The organism is Bradyrhizobium sp. (assembly GCF_035484855.1).
Classification (GTDB): domain Bacteria; phylum Pseudomonadota; class Alphaproteobacteria; order Rhizobiales; family Xanthobacteraceae; genus Bradyrhizobium.
The window spans coordinates 1-21,232 of the sequence record NZ_DATHOP010000178.1 but is presented as its reverse complement, the minus strand read 5'-3'; the positions used below and the strand labels follow the sequence as shown (position 1 = coordinate 21,232).

Genomic DNA, 21,232 nt, shown 5'->3' with positions numbered 1-21,232 from the left:
GATCGCCTACAACCTGATCCGCATCCCCAAACTGGCTGCAGCCTAGCCAACAGACCTCAAACTCCCCAATACGCCATCCCAACAACCGAACCCCAACAGAAAAAACGCCTCATTCTTTACGTTTTTCAGCGGACTGCTAGGGCAATCTTCGGCAATGCCGGGCGCCCGTGCCGGGCGCGCAGAAATGCTGCGCCGGTGGCCGGCGCCTCTCGTGGCACGTCAGCTGGCGTGAACGACCAGCTTTTCCTCGACGAAAAACCGCAGCGCGCCGTAGCCTTCCATGTCAACCGCGTACATGAAATTGCCTTCGACCGTCGGAAACACGGCGATCACCGTGCCAGCGTCGTGGTCATCGGCAGCGTTATCGACCATTTCGCCAATCGCAAACTTCGCCATCGGGAATTCCTCCTGGAATCGATGCAATTCTTCTATAAATTAGTTAACGTTTCTTAGCTTTTGCCGCGCCTGCAGTAGGAATGCCCCGGCAGGCAAAGACTTCTGCCGATTTGGTCAGATTTCGACGGGGACCGGACCGACGAAACCGGCGTTTTGGTGTAGACGGGATATTCTTTTAGGTGGTTGGGGACAGACGAGATCGTCGGCATGCTCGGGGCTCCAGAATTCAGCGACCGGTCACCGCCGGCATGCGCGTACTGTCCGCCGGCGCCGAAACCGCATGCCCACCCGCTCAAGCCGTTGGCCCTTCTTGGCGCGCTGAAGCGCAACCCGCTGGAATGCTGGGCGGCGCCGCATTTCGAGCGCCCGATCGTGGCCGGCGGCTTGCCGATCGGGCATGTGCTGCTGGTACACGAGCCCGGCGCCATCCGCCGCGTGCTGCTCGACAACGCCGTGAACTACCGCAAGGACCGCCTGCAACGCCGCGTGCTGTCGGCCGGACTGAGCGATGGCCTGCTCAGCGCCGAGGGCGAGCAATGGCGCCTGCAACGACGGGTGATCGCGCCGATGTTCGCGCGCCGGACCGTGATGGATTTCGCGCCGGCGATGCTGGCCGCCGCCGAAGCCCTGGTCGAGAGGTGGTCCGCGCTCGAGGACGGCGCATCCATCGACGTCGCCCCCGAGATGGCCAAGGTCACGCTCGATGTCGTGGAGCGCACCATCTTCTCGGATGGCTTCGGATCGGACGCCGAGGACATCCGCAAGGCGATGACGACCTATTTCAATACGATCGGCAGGATCAGTCCGCTCGACATTCTCGGCGTGCCCGACTTCGTGCCGCGGCTCGGCCGGCTGCGGGTGCAGGCAACCCTCAGGTTTTTCGAGAAGGAAGTCGACCGGGTCATCTCGGTCCGGCGCCGCATGCTCGCCGAGCAACCGGACCAGGCGCCGCGCGATCTCCTGACCCATCTGCTGGAAGCGCTCGATACCGGCGGCAGCGGCGGCCTGACCGAAGCGGAGGTGCGATCGAACATCCTTACCTTCATCGCGGCCGGCCACGAAACCACGGCCAACACCCTGAGCTGGGCGCTATTCCTGCTGTCACAGTCGGGGGAATGGCGCGAGCGGGTGCAAGCCGAGGCCGACCGCGAACTGATCGGGCCGGTGGAGGACATGGCCGACCGGCTGGTCGAGACCCGCGCTGTGATCGAAGAGACCGTCCGCCTCTATCCGCCGATCGCGGCGATCAGCCGCGTCGCGCTCGATCGCGACGAACTGAACGGCGAGCGTGTCAGGGCGGGATCGCTGATCGTGATCTCGCCCTATGTGCTGCACCGCCATCGCCTGCTGTGGGATCGCCCCGACGCGTTCGACCCGAGGCGATTTCTCGGCGCCGCGCAGGCAACGATCGACCGCTTCGCCTACCTTCCGTTCGGGACCGGGCCGCGCAAATGCATCGGCTCCAGCTTCGCCTTACAGGAGGCGACGCTCGTGCTTGCCACGATCGTCCGGCATTTCGCGTTTCGCTTGCGGCCGGGACACGCGGTATGGCCCATGCTGCGGGTGACCCTGCGACCGGCGAACGGCTTGCCGATGGTCATCGCCATGAGATCACTGCGCGACCCCGACCGCTGTCGACCGGCGGAGCGCGGCCTGCCGAACTCATAAAGCCGAAGCGATCGGCGACAGGGCCGCCATATCGGCATGCTGGTTCCAGAGATTCGAGCGCGTGATGCACTTTCCGCAATGGAAGAACGCCCGCGCAACGACGACGATCATCGCAAGCTCGGGTATCCGGCCGCCCTCCGCCATGGCGCTGCGGACAGAATGGTCCCGAACGATGCTGGCGCGGCCCGCGACCCGCAACGTCTCGCGCTGACCGGGCACGAAGAAGATCAAGCCGACGCCCGGATTCTGCAGCACGTTGTGAAACGTGTCGACCCGACGATTGCCGCGGCGATCCGGAATCGCGAGCGTCGCCTCGTCGAGACACCGCACGAACCCCGCGCCGTCTCCTTTTGGCGACAGGTCGACCATCCCGAGCGGATCGGTCGATCCGACCACGACAAAGGGCGAAGCCGCGATAAATTCGCGGCAGCGGCTATCAAGCTTGTGCAGGATCTTGCTGGTGAACCATCTGTTGGGAGGCCCGACGATTCTTCTTAATTCCGACTCCGACTTGATCACCTCGTCAAACCGCGCGTCGGCCGTCACCGTTGTGCTTGCGTCCACCTGATGCCCTTTGTCATTAGCGGGATCTTGATCCCGCCGGGGCCCCAAAGGCACGCTAACGCGTCGATGCGGCGGGAGTGCGCCCGGAACTTGGCTTCTTTTCCGCGCGGGAACCCTTAATACGCACGCCACCATGCACATCCGTTTTCCATCGCGATGGAAAGCGGATGCGGTGCTGGCCGTCGATCCCAATTAGAGCGAGCCGCTCAGCCTTTCGGGCGGGTGCGGATCATGAAGGTTTCGTAGGAATATTCCGCGACCTGCCACCACAGATTCAAGTCATCGCGGAACGCCATCTGCGAATCGTAGATCTTCTTGAAGTCGGGATTGGTCGCCGAGGTCTCGGCATTGACCTCGTTGGAGGCCTTCAGACAGGCCTCCATGATGGCCTGGCTGAACGGGCGCAGGATGGTGCCGTTCGCGACCAGCCGCTTGATCGCCAGCGGATTGCGCGCGTCATATCGCGCCTGAACATCCAGGTTGGCGTAGCCGGCCGCGATCGTCAGCAGCGACTGATAGGCCTTCGGCAGCGAGTCCCACTTGTCCTGGTTGATGAAGAAGTGCAGCGCCGTGCCGCCCTCCCACCAGCCGGGATAATAGTAATATTTGGCGATCTTGTAGAAGCCGAGCTTCTCATCATCGTAGGGGCCGACCCATTCGGTGGCGTCGATGATGCCCTTTTCCAGTGCCGGATAGATATCGCCGCCGGCGATCTGCTGCGGAATGGTGCCGAGTTTCGCCAGCGTCTTGCCGGCCCAGCCGCCGATCCGCATCTTCAGGCCATTGAGGTCGTCGACGCTGTTGATCTCCTTGCGGAACCAGCCGCCCATCTGGGTGCCGGTATTGCCGCCGGCGATGCCGTACAATTTGAACTTCTTGCCGAACTCGTTGAGCATGGCCTGGCCACCGTGATCCTGGAACCAGGCGTTCTGCTGCCGCGAATTGAGCCCGAACGGAATCGAGCAATAGAGCGCGAAGGTCGGGTCCTTGCCGATGAAGTAATAGGCCGCGGTGTGGCACATCTCCACCGTGCCGTTGCCGACCGCATCGATCACCTGCAAGCCGGGAACGATCTCGCCGGCGGCGAAAGTTTGGATCTGGAATTTGTTGTCGGTGGCTTCGGCGACGTATTTCGAAATCGTCTCACACGCGCTCTGGGGAACGTCGAGCGACTTCGGCCAGCTGGTGGTGCAGCGCCATTTCAACTCGGGCATCGATTGCGCGATCGCGGGTGCTGCGACCGTGGTCGACGCGGCAAGCCCGACGCCCGCGGTTTTCAGGAATTCACGGCGTTTCATGACCTTACCCCCCATTTGAATTTGCTCCGGAATCGCCAACCCCTTGACGATTCGCACAGGCGCCGCCTTGTCGGCGGTCAATCTTGATGTCCCTGACGATACCAGAGGTTCGGGCGCCCGGGTAGCCGATAGGGCGGCGGCGGCCCCGGCAACGGGCCAGCCTGGGTGAGGCATAGCGGCGCATCCTTTCACCGGGCGATCGCGCCGATCCAGGCCGCCAGCGTATCCAGCACTTCGCTCATGGCCTCGCGATCATTCCGCCCCGAACGCGCCAGCACATGGAAGGAATGATCGGCTTCCGCGACCCGATGCAGCGTGGCCAGCTTGCCCAGCCGCTCGACCACCGGCTCGAGCAGCGGCAGTTCGGCCAGCGCATCGCGGGTGCCCTGGATGAAGAGCATGGGGATATCGATGTCGCCGAGATGCTTTGCCCGCGTGTCGGATGGTTTGCCGGCTGGATGCAGGGGAAAACCCAGGAAGGCCATTCCGCGGACACCGGGCAATGGCGCGATCGCCTGCGCTTGCGACGTCATGCGGCCGCCGAACGATTTTCCGCCGGCGACCAGCGCCAGGTCAGCGCAGCATCGTGCCGCCTCATCGACGGCGGCCCGCACCGTAGCGTGCGCGACCGGCGGCGCATCCGGGCGCTTGCTGCCCTTTTCCATATACGGGAATTGATATCGCAACGTCGCGATGCCGCGATCGCAAAGTCCGCGCGCGACCTGCTCCATGGAGGTGTGCGTCATCCCGGCGCCCGCGCCATGGGCAAAGACAAAACAGGCGCGCGCCGATGGCGGCCGAAGCAGCAGCGCGGAGACGGCATTCGCACTACCGAACTCGATTTTCAGCTGTTGCGGGTTGACGACGTTCATTTACGGATCGTAGCGCGTCTATTTCCCGGTGTACCTTGAAATCCGGCGTCCCTGGCTCTCGGCGATCGGCGGCCCGAACCGTTGTTGTCCGGGCGGAATTCATCCGCTACCCTCTGTTTCAACATATAACGACAAAGTCTGTTCAGGGGGGAACGAATGACCGTGTTCGGGAGGATATCTGCGTCAAGGCTTGCCGCTGCGGCAGGATTGTTGTTCGCCGGGATCGGAACGGCCGCTGCGGATCCCGCTGAAATCAAGGTGCTGACTTCGGTGGCGCTGACCTCGGCGCTTGACGAACTCGCTCCACAATACGAGCGTGCGACAGGAAACAAACTCGTCATCGGCTACAGCCTGATCGCCGACATCAGGAAACGTATCATCGCGGGCGAAACCGCCGACGTCATCATCCTGTCGCGGCCGGTGATGGACGAACTGCAGAAGCAGGACAAGTTCGCGCCCGCCAGCATCGCAAATGTCGCGGGCACGGCGGTGGCGGTGACGGTGCGCGCGGGCGCGCCGAAACCGGACATCGGTTCAGCCGATGCGCTGAAGCGTTCGCTGCTCGCGGCGAAATCCATCGTCTATGCCGATCCGGCGAAAGGCGGCGCCAGCGGGGTGCATTTCGCGAAGGTCGTCGACCGGCTTGGAATCGCCGATGAGATCAAGTCCAGGACCATTCTCGTGCCGGGCGCCCAGGCCGCCGACCTCGTCGCCAAGGGCGAAGCCGAGATCGGCGTCGGACAGACCTCCGAAATCGTGCCGGTGGCCGGTGCGCAACTGGTGGGACCGCTGCCGGGAGACCTCGGCAGCGTCACGCTCTTCGCCGCCGCCATCGGCGCGGACAGCAAGGCATCGGAGGCGGCGAAGTCGCTGATCCAGTTTCTGACAGGACCGACCGCTGCCCCCGTATTCAAGTCGAAAGGCCTTGAGCCGGGATAGCATCAACGGTGCGAAGTTGAGCTATCGCTCCCTGCCCGAATTCCTCGTCGGGCGGGTCTGCTCGCGGTCTCTTTTGCGGTCGGCGAGATATCGAAGCTGGCCGGCCCTTCTCAAAGCTTCGATGCGCTCGGCGCCGGCCGGCATTTGGCGCGCAGCTTCGAGAGCGGCCTGGGCGGCCCCCCACTCTTCATCTGCCGTACTGGACTTCCTGGCGGACATGCATGATCGATCCGGCGTTCGCGAAACGTCACCGAGCCGAGATGTCCGTTCAAGTTAAATCGGGCTTGCGAAATATCGGGAAACAAAAAGCGCCGGACGACGACCGCCAGTTTTCGATTTGGGAATCCGCCTAACACCGATGGCGCACGCCGTCATGGCCGAGATAGGTGCCGGAAACCGGGTCGTAGGAACGATAGCGTTGCGCGCAATAGGCCTGATCGCGCCCCGGTCCAAACACGACTTGCGAAGGATAGGGCCTCGGAGAATGCCAAGGCGTCATGCCGAACAGCCCGGCAGCCCCGATCCACGCGCTGGGCGGATCGGCGGCGAAATTCCCCGGAAAGGAACCGTTGGTGGGGAAGTCGCGGTTGTCGTCGCGGCCGTCGAAATACCAGCCGCTGGTGTAGCCGTAGCGCAGCGGCCGGCCTGCGTAATCCTGCGCAAAGGCCGTCGTTGCGACGGCGCAGGTCAACGCGGTCACGGCCGTCAGCAGCATTTTCAATCTGGTCATGGCGGCATCACCCATCGCGTTACGGCCGAATGGTTCCCCAATCGCCTTTCCAGCCCTCGAGCTTACCGCGCCGGAACTGCAGATAGAGTCCATCGCTGCGGCTCGCCAAAGCGGCGCCTTTGACATTGGGCAAGGCAAGGTAGAGTTCGTCGCCGGGACGGCCGCGGACATAATTCAGCGGCGTGCCCAAGGCCCGCGACACCTCATCCGCGTTCATGCCGAAGACCAGCGGCGTGTTGTTCGGCGTACTCCATTGCGCGTGCGCCGGCGAAAGTGCAGCGCCCGCAAGCGCAAGCACCAGTGCCGCCGCCCTGAACGTCGCTTTTCCCATCACCCGTTTCCCGACATGCCCTTCCATCAATTCTGATCCGGCAGTTGCAGCGAGGCCAGCGTTCCCTGCGGCGTCCATCCGCCGCCCAGCGCCTGGAACAGGCTGCTGGCGGCCAGCAATTTCGACAGCCGCACCTGCACCAGGACATTCTCGTTCGTGAACAGCGTCTGTTCGGTCTGCAACACCGTGAGCAGGTTGACGGTGCCGCCGCGGAATTGGGCTTCCGAAACGTCGAAGGCCTTCTGGGAAGCGGCCACCGCCTCGGCCTGCAACCGCTCCTGTAGCGTGAATTTTGCCAGCGCCACCAGCGCCTTTTCGACATCGGCGAACGCCGACAACACCGCCTTGCGGTAGGCCTGCAGGTTTTGCAGCTGCACGCCTTTCGCCTGCTTCAGCTCGCTTTCCAGCAGAAAGCCGTCGAACAGCGGCTGGGTCAGTCCCGCGGACAGCGTGTAAAACCATGCGCCGGGGCCGAACAGCGAGGAGAGCGCTGCGCTCTGCACCCCGGTCTGGGCCGTCAACTGGATCTGCGGAAAGAACGCCGCGCGCGCCGACTCGACACTGAAGTTGGAGGAGGCGAGTAGCGCTTCCGCCTGGCGAACGTCCGGCCGCTGGTACAGCAGTTCCGATGGCATGCCCGGCGTTACCCGCGGCACCGCGATCGCCGACGTCGTGCCGCCGGCCACATTGAAGTTCGCCGGCGCGCGCGCCACCAGCAAGGCAAGGGCTGCGATATTCTGCTCCAGCGTCACCTGTAGCGGCGGAATCGAGGCGCGCACCGTCGCCACCAGCGCCTGCTGCTGCGACAAGTCGAGCTGCGACGCCGTCCCGCCCGCGAATTGCTTCTTGATCAGCTCTAAAATTCGCTCGGCGGCGGTGAGGTTGCGGTGGGCGACGCGCAGTTCATCCTGGGCGGCCAAGACCTGGAAATAGGTGTTGGCCACCGTCACGATCGTCGTCAGCGTCACCACTTCGCGGTTGTAGCGGGCAACGCTGGCGCTCTCTTCCGCCGCATACAGCGTCGCGCGGTTCTTGCCCCAGAAATCGACCATGTAGCTTGCGGTAAGTCCGAGGTTGTATTGGGAGAACGTGGTCGGGCCGGCCGCGCCGAGTCCGCCGCCACCGGAGGAGGCCGCATCGCGTATGCGCTCGGCCGTGGCGGTGCCGGTGAGCGACGGCAGCAGCGGCGCACCCGATACCCCGACCTGGGCGTCGGCCTGGATGATCTGGGCAATCGCCACCGCGATGTCGAGATTGTAGATTTGGGCGGCCTGCATCAGATTGGTGAGTTCGCTGGAGCGGAAGCCGCGCCACCAATCCACCGCCGGAACAGCGGCGTCGGGCTGTTGGCCCCGCGGGGCCTCGCGATAGGTCGCCGGCATATCGAGATTGAGATCGGGCCGTTCGGATCCGAGGATGCAGCCCGATAAGCCGAGGCCGACTGCGAGCGCCAAGGAGACGCGGATGCTGCGCGCCAACCCTGCCCGCGCCACTTTGATCCCGGGATCGCGCGGGACAGTTCGGAAGACTCGGCCGGTGGCGGGAACGGTTGCTGGCATTTATTCGCCCGGTTGCAGGCTGGCATCGGGCGCGAGCGGTGCCGCGCCGCCGATGCGGCGGCGCCGGTTCCAGGAGCTGAAGCGATCCATGTAGAGATAGATCACCGGCGTCGAATAAAGCGTCAGCATCTGACTGAGAATGAGGCCTCCGACGATGGCGATGCCGAGCGGCTGCCGAAGCTCGCCGCCCTCGCCCATGCCGAGCGCCAGTGGAAGGGCGCCGAGCATGGCGGCCATGGTTGTCATCATGATCGGCCTGAAGCGCAGCAGGCAGGCTTCGCGGATCGCGTCCAATGCGCTGAGCCCGCGCTTTCGTTCTGCCTCGAGTGCAAAATCGATCATCATGATCGCGTTCTTCTTCACGATGCCGATCAGCAGAATGACGCCGATGAGCGCCATGATGCTGAAATCGGTCCGGAACACCATCAGCGCCAGGAGGGCGCCGACGCCGGCGGACGGCAGTGTAGACAGAATTGTCAGGGGATGAACGTAGCTTTCATACAACACTCCCAGAACAATATAGATCGTGACCAGAGCCGCCAGAATGAGAAACGGCTGGTTGCTGAGCGAATCCTGAAACGCCTTCGCGGTACCCTGGAAGGTGCCGCGAATGGTTGCCGGCACGCCGATCCGGTTCATGGTGGCCTCGATCCTGGCCACGGCCGTGCTCAACGACGCGTTCGGCGGCAAATTGAACGAGATGGTGTTGGCGACCAGCAGGCCCTGGTGGTTGACCGCGAGCGGGGTCGCGCCCTGGGTGAAATGCGCGACCGCCGCGAGCGGGATCATCGTCTCCTGGCTGGTCGAGACCGCCGAGCCGGTCGAAGCCACCCCCTTGCCGGTGGCGCCGATCGAGTTGGTGGCGAGATTTCGGGCGGCCTGGGCGTTGGCCGAGTTGGCCGCGGCAGCGCTCTTGGCTGACGTGACCGTGCCCGCGACCGCATTCGTCGCCTGCGAGCCGCCGACGGAGCCGCCCGAGGTACTGACATAGACGTCCTTCAGCGTCTGCGGATTCTGCCAATAGCGCGGCGCCACCTCCATGATCACGTGATACTGGTTGCGGGCGACATAGATGGTCGAGACCTGGCGCTGGCCGAATGCGTCGTACAGCGTATTGTCGATCTGGCTCACGGTTATGCCGAGCTGGGCGGCGGCGTCACGGTCGATCACCAGATCGGACTCGAGTCCCTTGTTCTGCTGGTCGCTGTTGACGTCGGTGAGATTCGGATCGGCCTGCAGCGCCGCCGCGATCTTCGGCGTCCATTCGTTGAGTTCCTCAAGCGTCGAGCCCTGCAGCGTGAATTGATACTGCGCGTTGCTGGCCCGGCCGCCGACGCGGATGTCCTGCACGGCCTGCAGGAACAGGGTCGCTCCGGGAACCACCGCCATTTTACCCCGCAGCCGCGCGATCACACCATCCACCGGGATGCGCTGGCTGGGCGGATACAGCGAGACGAACATGAAGCCGGAATTGGTCTGGCCGCCGCCGGTGAAACCGACGGCGGTTTCGACCGCGGGATCGCTCTTGAGGATGGTGACGAACTGCGTCAGCTTTTGCTGCATCAACTGAAACGAAATGCTCTGATCGGCCTGGATGATGCCGATGATCCGCCCGGTATCCTGCTGCGGGAAAAAGCCCTTCGGGATGATGTCGTAGAGGTAGAAATTGAGCCCCAGCACCGCGGCAAGGATCAGCATCACCGACCGCGGATGCTCCAGCGCGGCGGTCAGGGTGCGCCGGTAGAAGCCCAGCATCGCCTCGAAAAAGCGCTCGCTCGTCCAATACAACCTGCCATGCTGTTGGCCGGCGTCGCCGCGCAACAACACGGCGCACATCATCGGCGTGGTCGACAGCGAGATCGCCAGCGAGATCAGGATCGAAATCGAGATCGTCACGGCAAATTCGCGGAACAGGCGGCCGACGATGCCGCCCATCAGCAGGATCGGAATGAAGACCGCGATCAGCGAGATGCTCATCGACAGCACGGTGAAACCGACCTCGTTGGCTCCCTTCAGCGCCGCCTGCAACGGCGTCATCCCGCTCTCGATGTAGCGGGTGATGTTCTCGAGCACGACGATGGCGTCGTCGACGACAAAGCCGGTCGCGACCGTCAGCGCCATCAGCGAGAGATTGTCGAGGCTGTAGCCCATCAGATACATGACGGCGAAGGTCGCGATCAGCGACACCGAAACCGCCACCACGGGCACCAGCGTCGCGCGCAGGTTTCGCAGGAACGCGAACACCACGAGGATCACCAGCATCACCGCAAGAATCAGGGACCGCTCGACGTCGCGCAACGAGGTACGGATGGTCGTCGAACGGTCGACCGCCAGTCCGAGATCGATCGCCGGCGAAATCGATGCCTTCAACTGTGGCAGCAGCCCCTTCACCAGATCGACGGTCGAGATGATGTTGGCGCCCGGCTGCCGGTAGAGGATGATCAGCACCGCCGGCTTGCCGTTGGCAAGGCCGGCGTTGCGGAGATTTTCGACCCCGTCGGTCACCTCGCCGACATCCGACAGATGTACCGCCGCGCCGTTCCGGTAGGCGACGATCAGCGATTTATAGTCATCGGCCTTGTTGGCCTGGTCATTGGCGTAGATCTGGAAGCGCTGGTCGCCGACGTCGATGCCGCCCTTCGGGCTGTGGGCATTGGCGCTGGCGAGCGCCGCGCGCACGTCCTCGAGCCCGATGCCGTATTTGTAGATCGCCTGTGGAATCAGATCGACCCGGACCGCCGGCAGCGAGCTGCCGCCGACCACGACTTCGCCGATGCCCTCGACCTGCGACAGCTTTTGCGCCAGCACCGTCGATGCCGCATCGTAGAGGTCGCCGCGCGTCAGCGTATCCGAAGTCAGGGTCAGGATGAGAATTGGAGCGTCGGCCGGATTGACCTTTCGGTAGGTCGGATTGGTCCGCAGGCTGGTCGGAAGGTCGGCGCGGGCGGCGTTGATCGCGGCCTGCACGTCGCGCGCGGCGCCGTTGATGTCGCGGTTGAGACCGAATTGCAGGGTGATGCGGGTGCCGCCGACCGTGCTCGAGGAGGTCATCTCGGTGACATCGGCGATCTGGCCCAGATGGCGCTCGAGCGGGCTTGCGACCGTGGTGGCGACATCCTGCGGGCTTGCGCCCGGCAAGGTGGCCTGCACCGAAATGGTCGGAAAATCCACCTGCGGCAGCGGCGACACCGGCAGCTTGAAAAACGCCACCGCGCCCGCCGCCGCCAGGCCGAAGGTCAGCAATGTGGTTGCGACCGGCCTGCGGATGAAGGGGGTTGACGGTTCCATGGCTCAGCTCAGCTCACTTCGCTCGCCGGGCCAGCCTCGCGCAAACGCCCGGAAAACCGCAGCGCCAGGCGGTCGAACCAGAGATAGATCACCGGCGTCGTGAACAGCGTCAGCAGCTGGCTGACCAACAGGCCTCCGACAATGGAAATGCCGAGCGGGTGCCGCAATTCGGAGCCGGCGCCGGTGCCAACCATCAGCGGCAAGGCGCCAAGCACCGCGGCCATGGTCGTCATCAGGATCGGCCGGAACCGCAGCAGGCAGGCCTGGTAGATCGCCTCGCGCGGCGGCTTGCCCTCGTTGCGTTCGGCGTCGAGCGCGAAATCGATCATCATGATCGCGTTTTTCTTGACGATACCGATCAATAGGATGATGCCGATGATGGCAACGATGGTGAGGTCGTCGCGGGCCATCATCAGCGCCAGCAGCGCACCGATGCCGGCCGACGGCAGGGTCGACAGGATCGTGAGCGGGTGGATGAAGCTCTCATAGAGCACGCCCAGCACGATATAGACGGTGATGATCGCCGCCAGAATCAGGAACAGCTGGTTGGAGAGCGAGGACTGGAACGCCAATGCGGCGCCCTGAAAACTGGTGATCACCCCGAGCGGCTGGCCGAGATCGATTTGCGCCTGCTTGATCGCATCCACCGCATCGCCGAGAGCGGCACCCGGCGCCAGGTTGAAGGACACGGTGGCCGAGGGGAATTGCCCGAGATGCGAGATCTGCAGCGGCGCGATATCCTCGTGCATCTTGGCCATCACCGCCAGCGGCACCGGTGCCCCGCCCACCGAAGACGGCAGGTAGATCAACGACAACGCCTCCAGCGAGGTCTGCAGCGACGGATCGGCCTCGAGGATGACGCGGTACTGGTTCGAATTGGTGAAGACGGTGGAGACGATGCGCTGTCCGTAGCTGTCGTAGAGCGCATTGTCGATCGTCGCCGGCGTGATCCCGAAACGGGCGGCCTGGTCACGGTCGATCTCGACATACACCGAAAGGCCCTGTTGCGAAATGTCGCTGGCGACGTCGGCCAGTTGCGGCAGCGTGTTCAATTTATCGACCAGCTTGGGAGTCCATGCGGCGAGCTGCGCCGGGTCGGCATCCTGCAGGATGAACTGGTATTGCGTCCGGCTGACGGTCCCCTCGATCGTCAGGTCCTGCACCGGCTGCATGTAAAGCGTAATCCCCGTCAGCGCCAACGTAGCGTCCTTGATGCGCTGCATCACCGTGGTGACGTCGGCCTTGCGCTGATCATGCGGCTTGAGATTGATCAGGATGCGGCCGCTGTTCAGCGTGGTGTTGGTGCCGTCGACCCCGATGAATGAAGACAGGCTTTCGACGTCGGGATCCTTGAGGATGACACTGGCAAGCTGCTGCTGCCGCTCCGCCATCGCGGCGTAGGAAACCGACTGCGGCGCTTCCGAGATCGCCTGAATGACGCCGGTGTCCTGCAGCGGAAAGAAGCCCTTGGGAATCACGACGTAGAGAAAAGCGGTGAGGCCGAACGTCCCCAGCGCAATCAGCAAGACGAACGTCTGGCGGTCGAGCACCCAATTGAGCGCGTGGCCGTAAACGGCGATGATCCGGTCGAAGGCTTCCCGGCTGTGGCGCTGGAATGCGTTCTCATGCGATTCGGTTTCAGGCTTGAGCAGCTTGGCGCAGGCCATCGGCACCAGCGTCAGCGACACCACCGCGGAAATCAGGATCGTGACCGACAGCGTGATGGCGAATTCGCGGAACAGGCGGCCGACCACGTCTCCCATGAACAATAGCGGTATCAGCACGGCGATCAGCGACACCGTCAGCGAGATGATGGTGAAGCCGATCTGCGCGGAACCCCGAAGCGCGGCCTGCAGCGGCGAATCGCCCTCCTCGATGTAACGCGAGATGTTCTCGATCACGACGATCGCGTCGTCGACCACGAAGCCGGTAGCGACGGTCAGCGCCATCAGCGAAAGATTGTTGAGGCTGAAGCCGAACAGGTACATCGCGCCGAGCGTGCCGACCAGCGACAGCGGAACCGACAGGCTCGGGATCAGGGTCGCCCGCGCGTTGCGCAGGAACACGAAGATCACCATCACGACCAGCACGACCGCGAGCGAAAGCTCGAATTCGACATCGTGCACCGAGGCGCGGATGGTGACGGTGCGGTCGGTCAGGATGTTGAGGTCGATCGCAGCGGGCAAGGTGGCCTGCAGCTGCGGCAGCAGCGCCTTGATGCCATCGACCACCGCAATGACGTTGGCGCCGGGCTGGCGCTGAATATTGAGGATGACCGCCGGAATGTCGTTCATCCAGGCGCCGAGCTTGTCGTTCTGGGCGCCATCGACGACGTCGCCGACATCGCTGAGCCGCACCGGCGAGCCGTTCTTGTAGGCGACGATCAGCGCCCTGTAGTCGCTGGCATTGCGGATCTGGTCGTTGGCATTGATGGTATAGGCGCGCATCGGCCCGTCAAAATTGCCCTTCGGCGTGTTGACGTTGGCGTTGCCGAGCGTGGTGCGCAGATCGTCGATGTTCAATCCGTAAGCGGCAAGCTTGCGAATATCGGCGCGAATCCGCACCGCCGGCTTCTGGCCGCCCGAGATGCTGACCAGGCCGACGCCGGGGAGCTGCGAGATTTTCTGCGCCAGCCTCGTGTCGACGAAATCCTCAACCTGGGTCAGCGGCATCGTCTTCGACGTCAGCCCCAGCGTCAGGATCGGCGCGTCGGCCGGGTTGACCTTGGCGTAGATCGGCGGCGCCGGAAGATCGGAGGGCAACAGATTGCCCGCGGCGTTGATGGCGGCCTGCACCTCCTGTTCGGCGACGTCGAGCGAGATGGCCAGACCGAACTGCAGCGTGATGACGGAGGCGCCCGCCGAACTCACCGAGCTCATCTGGTTGAGGTTCGGCATCTGGCCGAACTGCACCTCCAGCGGCGCGGTCACCGACGAGGTCATGACGTCGGGACTGGCGCCGGGGTAGAAGGTCTGCACCTGGATGGTCGGGTAGTCCACTTCGGGCAGGGCCGCGACCGGCAGGAATCGGAACGCCAGCATGCCGGACAGCATGATGGCGATCATCAGCAAGGTGGTCGCCACCGGCCGCAGAATGAACGGCTGTGACGGATTCATTGCTTCTGTCCGCCTTCCGGGCGCTGCTTCTTGCCGCCCGCCTTGTCCGGACCAGGGGCCGGGCCGGCGGCCGGGCTGCCGGCCGGATTGGCCGGTGGGGTAGCTGTCTCCGTCCGCACGATGATCTTGGCGCCGTCACGCAGCTTGTCGGCGCCGTCGATCACGACGCGATCGCCCGGCGCCAGGCCGGATTTGACCTCGACACGGTCGCCATCGGTGACGCCGAGCTGGACCGCGCGGACCGAGACCGTGCTGTCGGCACCGACCAGATAGACGAAGGTGCCCGGCACGCCGCGCTGGATGGCCGCCGTCGACATCGTCGTGACGTCCTTGTGGGTGTCGAGCAGCAAGCGGACATTGACGAACTGGTTTGGATAGAGCGTCTTGGCCTCGTTGGGGAACTGCGCCCGCAGCTTGATCGTGCCGGTGGTGGGATCGATCTGGCTGTCGAAGGTCTGCAGCGACCCATCGGCGATCTTGGTGGCGCCACTGCGGTCATAGGCGGTGGCGGGCAGCACGGCTCCGTCCTGAAGCCGCTTCGCGATGGCCTGCAGGTTGTCCTCGGGCACCGTGAACAGCACGCTGATCGGCTGGATCTGCGTGATGACGACGAGCCCGTTGGCATCGCCCGGCGTCACGTAGTTGCCCTGGTCGACCTGACGCAGCCCGACGCGGCCGTCCAGCGGCGACAGGATGCGGCAATATTGCAGGTTGACCTCGGCGGATTTGACCATGCCGCGGTCGGCCTCGACCGTGCCCTGGTCCTGGGCGACCAGCGCGACCTGGGTGTCCAGCGTCTGGCGCGGCACCGCGTTCTGCGCCGCCAGGCCCTGATAGCGGGCAAGATCGACCTGGGCGCCCTTCAGCAGCGCTTCGTCGCGTGCAAGCTGCCCCTTCACCTGGGCCAGGGTCGCTTCATACGGCCGCGAATCGATTTCAGCGAGCAGGTCGCCCTTCTTGACCTCGTCGCCTTCCTTGAAGTCGACCTTGATCAGGTAGCCGCTGATCTGGGTCCTGATGGTGACGGTCGCCAGCGACGTCACCGTGCCCAGCGCATTGAGGTTGACCGCGATGTCACCCTTGCTGACGGTCTCGGGCACGATCGACATCGGCGCAGCGTTGCGCGCGTTGCCGCCTGGCTGCGGGGCGCTCCCCTGCCTCGTCCACCAGACGACGCCGGCAATGACCAGAAGGGCCAGGACGAACGGCAGAAACAAGCGTCGGCGCGGCCGGGGCTCGGTGCTCTGCGAATCTCCATACAAAGGAGCTTCCTTGAGATGTTTTATCGGCTGATCCATGAAAACGTCGTCGGCTCCGCGCTGTGGGTGGCTTCGACAATCCTAGCATAACTTGCGCGCCTGGCTGTCTTTTTGAGATCACAGGCCATCCCATTTGAGTGGTTCGGCCGGGGTTGTCGCATTAACAATCCGAAACGTTCCCTGAGGCGAACGGGCCGGGCGACCGATTTTGACCACCAATCCGCCGCCCATCCCGGATTTGGTCGCGCCCGAACCGCAATTGGTTCTGGCTTGCCCGAGGAATCGCCCTGCCTTCAACTTGAACCGTCCGGGGGCGCCGGTTACGCTTCGCACGGGTCGGGGGAAACACCAAATGAAACAAATCAGGATCGGCGACATCACCATCGACGCGGTGATCGAGCGCGAAGGCCCGTGGCGGCGGCCGCAGGACTTCTTCCCGGCCTATGACGAAGCCACCTTCAAACGCCATCTGCCCACGATGGAGCCGGAGGTGTTCGACGCGGCGCTGGGCATGATCGTCATCACCTACCAGACCTTCGTGGTGCGGACCCCGCGCTACACCATCCTGATCGACACCTGCACCGGCGAGCACAAGGGCCATCCGCCGCCGTTCGATTTTCCCGGCAAGGAGCGCTGGCGCAACGAGCTGTTCGCACTCGGCATCTCCTATGACAAGATCGACTACGTGTTCTGCACCCATCTGCATATCGACCATACCGGCTGGAACACCACGCTACGCGACGGCCGCTGGGTGCCGACCTTCCCCAACGCGAAATACATTTTTCACAAGGGCGAATATGCGGCCTGGGAAGCGGAGAACGCCAAAGGCGCCAATCCGCCCGGCACGGTGTTCCGCGACAATTGCCTGCCCATCGTCGAAGCCGGACAGGCGCTCCTGGTCGACGACGATTACGCGCTGGACGATACCATCACGCTGACGCCGACGCCCGGGCACTCGCCCTGCCATTGCTGCGTCAACATCTTCTCCCGCGGGCAACGTGCCGTCGTGACCGGGGACATGATGCACCACGTGATCCAGTGCCGCGAGCCCGACTGGTCGGCAAGGCCGGACTGGGATCCGAAGCAATCGGCGCTGTCGCGCCGGAAGTTTCTCGCCTCCGTCGCGGAGACCGATACGCTGATATTGCCGATCCATTTCCCGACCCCGACGGTCGGATCGGTGACGGCGGATGGCGATCGATTCAACTACCGCTTCAAGCGCGATTAGCGGGCGAGAACGCAGATGAAGGAAGATCAAACATGATGAACCGACGCCAGTTCGTTCGCGCCGGTGCCGCCGGCGCGGCGCTGCTCGCCCGCATCCCCGGCGCGTATGCTGCGACCTACGATCTCCTGATCAAGGGCGGGCGCGTGATCGACCCTTCCGCGGGGCTCGATGCGGTGCGGGACGTCGCGATCGCGCAGGGCCGGATCGTGGCGATCGAGGCCAACATCGCCGCCGACGCCAGCGAGACCATCGATGCGCGCGGCAAGATCGTCGCACCCGGCCTGATCGACATCCACACCCATGCCGGCAAAAGCAAGGAAGGGCCGCCGATGTGCCTGCAGGATGGCGTGACCGGCTGGGTCGACGCCGGCTCGGGCGGCGCCGACAACATCGATCAGGTCGCCGCGGTCGCACGTGGCGCGCCGCAGCTCGGCCGCTTGCTGGTGAACATTGCCCGGACCGGCGTCGTCACCCCCGCCGGCGAGTTGCACGACATCAACAGCGCCAACGTCGCTTTGGCGCAAGGCGCCATCGCACGCAACCGCGACGTCGTCGTCGGTGTCAAGGCGCGGCTGTCGAACAATGTCGCAGGCTCCAACGATCTCGAGGCGTTGCGGCGCGCGCAGGAGGCCGCCGCGCCATTCAATCTGCCGGTCATGATCCATGTCGGCCAGAACTACTCGCCGCTGCGCGCCATTCTAGCCCTGCTCAAGCGCGGCGACATCGTCACCCATATGTACGCGCCGGGCATGAACGGCATCCTCGACGACAACGGCGTGCTGCTGCCCGAGGTGATGGCGGCGCGCCGCCGCGGCGTGCTGTTCGACTTCGGCAATGGCGTCGCCGACCACTTCAGCTGGGACAGCGTGGAAAAGGCGACCCGACAGGGCTTGTGGCCGGATACCTTCTCCACCGACTGGAACACGGCATCGAAGTCGAGCGGGGTCGTCGACCTGCCCAATGTGATGTCGAAGTTCATCATGTTCGGCATGCCGCTCAGCCAGATCATCGCCTGCGCCACCGTGAACGCGGCCCGCGTGTTCCCCTCGTTCGACGACCGCGGCACGCTCAATGTCGGCGCGCCCGCCGATGTGGCGATCATGGAACTGCGCGAGGGCACGTTCGAATTCCTCGACAATTACAAGGGCGTCCGCAGCGGCCACCAGCGGCTGTTTCCGGCCGGCACCGTACTGGCCGGAAAGAACGTGACGCACGCCTGACCTGATCACCCGCCGGCTGGTGGATACAGGTAAAGCTGTTATGATCGCTGAAAATCACTGCAGGGAGCCTCGCCATGGACGCCGTGACGCCAAAACCCGCTCGGACCGCCGACACGCATTCCCACCTCGTGCGCCCCGAGAGCATGGAGTGGCAGAAGACCCGCTTCCCCGGCTGCGAGGCCAAGACGCTGCTGTTCGACCGCGCGACCGGCCTGATGACCGCGCTGATGCGGTTTGCGCCGGGTGCGGTGCTGCCCGACCACGAGCATGTCAACATCGAGCAGACCTACGTTCTCGAAGGCAGCCTGGTCGACAAGGAAGGGCCGGCCAAGGGCATCGAGGCCAAAGCCGGCGAATTCGTCTGGCGTGAGGTCGGTAGCCGCCATGTTGCATGGTGTCCCGAGGGCGGGCTGATGCTGGCGATCTTCCAGGTCCCCAACAAGTTCTTCGAGGCCGACGGCCGCGTCGTCGATGCCAACGGCGAGGACTGGGACGAAACCTGGGGTCACACCGCCAAGGCGTGAGGATCTTCGTACCCAGCAAAAAGGGCGCTCGTTGCCGAGCGCCCCCTCGCGGACGGCAGCGATTTTCTTACGCGCCTTTTTCGCACTTCGCGATGGAACTGGTCTTTGCCGCACCGCTCAGCGGTTTGCCATCCGCACTGACGGCCTTGGCCGCGCAGTCGTCCGCCATGCACTTCTTCATGAACGAGGTCTTCGCAGCGCCGGCGAGCGGCTTGCCGTCCTTGCCGACGGCCTTGCTTTCACAGGATTGCTGGGCGACGGCGGAGCCGAGCGCAAACACGCTGACTATTGCAGCCAACAAAATACGCTTCATCATTGAATCTCTCCCTTGGCCATGACGGCGTTTCGGATTGGACCGTGGAATCCCGTCGCGATCAAGCTCCCAAACCGACTTCGTTGAAAAAATAGCGACGACATCCGCCAGCCTTCGGCAACAGCCTCAAACACCGCGCGCGAGCAGCGCCCTGAAATCGGCGCGCGCGCGTTGCGCCTCGGCCCTGGCGGTTTCCGAGGCATCGCCGAGGCCGAAATAGCCGTGGATCAGGCCGAAGCCGGGATGGTACCTCGTCGTGACACCGGCGGCGGCCAGCGCGTCGGCGTAGGCCTTGCCTTCGTCGCGCAAGGGATCGAACCACGCCGTGCAAACGACCGCGGGCGCGAGACCCGCCAGGCTCTTGGCGCGCAGCGGCGAGACCCGCCAGTCCAGGCCATGGCTGGCGTCGGCGAGATAGTGGCCGGCGAACCACTCCATCACCGCGCGCGACAGGAAATAGCCTTCCGCGTTCTCGCGGCGCGAGGGAAAGCGCGCATTCTCGGTTTCGTCCGCATAGTTTCCCGCGACGTCGGCGACCGGATAGACCAGCAACTGCGCGGCGAGATCGATGCCGGCATCGCGGCAGGCGAGCGCCACGGTTGCCGCCAGATTGCCTCCGGCGCTGTCCCCGGCCACGCCGACGCGCTTCGCGTCCCCGCCGAACTCTGCCAGCCGCGCGTAAACGTCGCCCAGCGCGGCGAAACCGTCCTCGAAGGCGCCGGGAAAACGGGTTTCCGGCGGACGCCGATAGTCGACGGAAACCACGACCGCGCCGGTCTCGATCGCCAGCAACCGCGCCTGCCGATCATGGGTTTCGAGATCGCCGGCGACCCAGCCGCCGCCGTGGAAAAACACCACCGTCGGCGATTTTTCGCGGCTGAGGCGGTAGACGCGGGCCGCAAGCGGTCCGGCCGCGCCGTTCACCTTGATGTCCTCGGCGCTCGCAACCGGTGGCGGCGGGATGGCGGCGCGCGCCGCCGCGAGCGCGCGGAGCGCATCGCGCGCGCTCTGCGGGGTCATGATGGCAGGATCGCGCAACGGCAGCAGCGGAATGATCTGGGCGACGACGGGATCGAGCGGTGCAGGCATGAAGCCCCCTGGGCGGTGAAAACCGCGGCAGCATATGGTCCGGCCGCGGCTCCGGCAACAACCCCGCAACGCCCTTCCGCGCGAACGCCACATGGCTTAAGAGCGGCGCAACCCGTCTCAGAAACCCGTGTGAATATGATTCGACTCGACAACATCTCCAAGCAGATCGGTCACCAGATCCTGTTCATCGAGGCCTCCGCGGCGCTCGAGAAGGGCGAGAAGGTCGGCCTGGTCGGTCCCAATGGGGCCGGCAAGACCACCCTGTTCCGGATGATCACGGGCGAGGAGCAGCCCGACGAGGGCCAGGTGGCGGTCGATCGCGGCATCACCATCGGCTATTTCAGCCAGGATGTCGGCGAGATGTCGGGCCGCAGCGCCGTGGCCGAGGTGATGGACGGCGCCGGCCCGGTCAGCGCCGTGGCGGCCGAGCTCGGGGAGCTAGAGGCTGCCATGGGAGACACAGCCAGGGCCGATATGGATGAGATCATCGCGCGCTATGGCGAGGTGCAGGCGCGGTTCGAGGAACTGGACGGCTACGCGCTGGAGGGCCGGGCGCGCGAGGTGCTCGCCGGGCTCTCCTTCAGCCAGGAGATGATGGAAGGCGACGTCGGCGCGCTATCGGGCGGCTGGAAGATGCGCGTGGCGCTGGCCCGCATCCTGCTGATGCGTCCCGACGCCATGCTGCTGGACGAGCCGAGCAACCATCTGGATCTGGAGAGCCTGATCTGGCTGGAGCAGTTCCTCCGGGGATATGAGGGCGTGCTGCTGATGACCTCGCACGACCGCGAGTTCATGAACCGCATCATCGGCAAGGTGGTGGAAATCGATGGCGGCCAGC

Annotated in this window: 18 protein-coding genes; 7 read left to right on the top strand and 11 right to left on the bottom strand. The window is 64.5% G+C overall.

What is annotated here, in order from left to right; translation table 11 throughout:
- Both VK804_RS20370 and VK804_RS20365 read left to right on the top strand, forming a co-directional pair.
- On the top strand, positions 1–453 hold a 453-nt coding region (locus VK804_RS20370; protein ID WP_325373550.1), incomplete at its 5' end, for a hypothetical protein.
- Positions 454–696: 243 nt separating this feature from the next.
- Positions 697–2,064, top strand: a complete 1,368-nt coding sequence (locus VK804_RS20365; RefSeq protein ID WP_325373548.1) for a cytochrome P450 — start codon at positions 697–699, stop codon at positions 2,062–2,064.
- Here the strand turns inward: VK804_RS20365 and VK804_RS20360 are convergent.
- The 3 genes from VK804_RS20360 to VK804_RS20350 all read right to left on the bottom strand — a co-directional run bounded on the left by VK804_RS20360 (position 2,059) and on the right by VK804_RS20350 (position 4,798).
- Entirely contained in the window at positions 2,059–2,682 is a 624-nt protein-coding gene (locus VK804_RS20360) for an MSMEG_1061 family FMN-dependent PPOX-type flavoprotein (protein ID WP_325373546.1), read from the bottom strand. The two genes, VK804_RS20365 and VK804_RS20360, sit on opposite strands and share 6 nt — an antisense overlap.
- Positions 2,683–2,834: 152 nt before the next feature.
- Positions 2,835–3,926, bottom strand: coding sequence for a TRAP transporter substrate-binding protein (locus tag VK804_RS20355; protein WP_325373544.1), 1,092 nt, complete (start codon positions 3,924–3,926; stop codon positions 2,835–2,837).
- 188 nt (positions 3,927–4,114) lie between these two features.
- Complete coding sequence (locus VK804_RS20350; RefSeq protein WP_325373542.1) at positions 4,115–4,798, bottom strand: alpha/beta family hydrolase; 684 nt, start codon at positions 4,796–4,798, stop codon at positions 4,115–4,117.
- 156 nt (positions 4,799–4,954) lie between these two features.
- Between VK804_RS20350 and modA the strand changes: the two genes are divergently transcribed.
- Positions 4,955–5,737 carry a molybdate ABC transporter substrate-binding protein gene (modA, locus tag VK804_RS20345; protein WP_325373540.1) on the top strand — a complete coding sequence of 261 codons (783 nt, stop codon included), beginning with the start codon at positions 4,955–4,957 and terminating at the stop codon, positions 5,735–5,737.
- A gap of 349 nt (positions 5,738–6,086) precedes the next feature.
- On the opposite strand, the gene VK804_RS20340 is transcribed toward modA, so the two are convergent.
- The 6 genes from VK804_RS20340 to VK804_RS20315 are packed head-to-tail and all read right to left on the bottom strand — an operon-like array spanning position 6,087 to position 15,978.
- Positions 6,087–6,467, bottom strand: coding sequence for a BA14K family protein (locus tag VK804_RS20340; protein WP_325373538.1), 381 nt, complete (start codon positions 6,465–6,467; stop codon positions 6,087–6,089).
- 19 nt (positions 6,468–6,486) lie between these two features.
- Positions 6,487–6,798 carry a hypothetical protein gene (locus VK804_RS20335; RefSeq protein WP_325373536.1) on the bottom strand — a complete coding sequence of 104 codons (312 nt, stop codon included), beginning with the start codon at positions 6,796–6,798 and terminating at the stop codon, positions 6,487–6,489.
- Between the two features lie 26 nt (positions 6,799–6,824).
- Positions 6,825–8,357: an efflux transporter outer membrane subunit gene (locus VK804_RS20330; RefSeq protein ID WP_325373534.1), complete on the bottom strand. Its 1,533-nt coding sequence runs from the start codon at positions 8,355–8,357 to the stop codon at positions 6,825–6,827.
- Positions 8,358–11,645 carry an efflux RND transporter permease subunit gene (locus tag VK804_RS20325; RefSeq protein ID WP_325373532.1) on the bottom strand — a complete coding sequence of 1,096 codons (3,288 nt, stop codon included), beginning with the start codon at positions 11,643–11,645 and terminating at the stop codon, positions 8,358–8,360.
- An 8-nt stretch (positions 11,646–11,653) separates the two neighbouring features.
- Positions 11,654–14,761: an MdtB/MuxB family multidrug efflux RND transporter permease subunit gene (locus VK804_RS20320; RefSeq protein ID WP_325373530.1), complete on the bottom strand. Its 3,108-nt coding sequence runs from the start codon at positions 14,759–14,761 to the stop codon at positions 11,654–11,656.
- On the bottom strand, positions 14,758–15,978 hold the full coding sequence (locus VK804_RS20315) for an efflux RND transporter periplasmic adaptor subunit (RefSeq protein ID WP_325373528.1): 1,221 nt from the start codon (positions 15,976–15,978) through the stop codon (positions 14,758–14,760). Before VK804_RS20315 ends, VK804_RS20320 begins: the two co-directional genes overlap by 4 nt.
- Positions 15,979–16,372: 394 nt before the next feature.
- Between VK804_RS20315 and VK804_RS20310 the strand changes: the two genes are divergently transcribed.
- The 3 genes from VK804_RS20310 (at position 16,373) to VK804_RS20300 (ending at position 18,992) form a co-directional block, all read left to right on the top strand.
- The gene (locus tag VK804_RS20310) at positions 16,373–17,248 is read left to right on the top strand and encodes an MBL fold metallo-hydrolase (RefSeq protein WP_325373526.1); all 876 of its coding nucleotides are present in this window, start codon (positions 16,373–16,375) and stop codon (positions 17,246–17,248) included.
- A 32-nt stretch (positions 17,249–17,280) separates the two neighbouring features.
- Entirely contained in the window at positions 17,281–18,468 is a 1,188-nt protein-coding gene (locus VK804_RS20305) for an amidohydrolase/deacetylase family metallohydrolase (protein WP_325373524.1), read from the top strand.
- Positions 18,469–18,542: 74 nt separating this feature from the next.
- On the top strand, positions 18,543–18,992 hold the full coding sequence (locus VK804_RS20300) for a cupin domain-containing protein (protein ID WP_325373522.1): 450 nt from the start codon (positions 18,543–18,545) through the stop codon (positions 18,990–18,992).
- 67 nt (positions 18,993–19,059) lie between these two features.
- Here VK804_RS20300 and VK804_RS20295 read toward each other — a convergent pair whose 3' ends face one another.
- Complete coding sequence (locus VK804_RS20295) at positions 19,060–19,308, bottom strand: hypothetical protein (RefSeq protein WP_325373520.1); 249 nt, start codon at positions 19,306–19,308, stop codon at positions 19,060–19,062.
- A gap of 123 nt (positions 19,309–19,431) precedes the next feature.
- A complete protein-coding gene (locus tag VK804_RS20290; RefSeq protein ID WP_325373518.1) occupies positions 19,432–20,394 on the bottom strand; it encodes an alpha/beta hydrolase in 963 nt (320 codons plus the stop codon).
- Positions 20,395–20,529: 135 nt separating this feature from the next.
- Here VK804_RS20290 and VK804_RS20285 point away from each other — a divergent pair.
- On the top strand, positions 20,530–21,232 hold a 703-nt coding region (locus VK804_RS20285; RefSeq protein WP_325373552.1), incomplete at its 3' end, for an ABC-F family ATP-binding cassette domain-containing protein.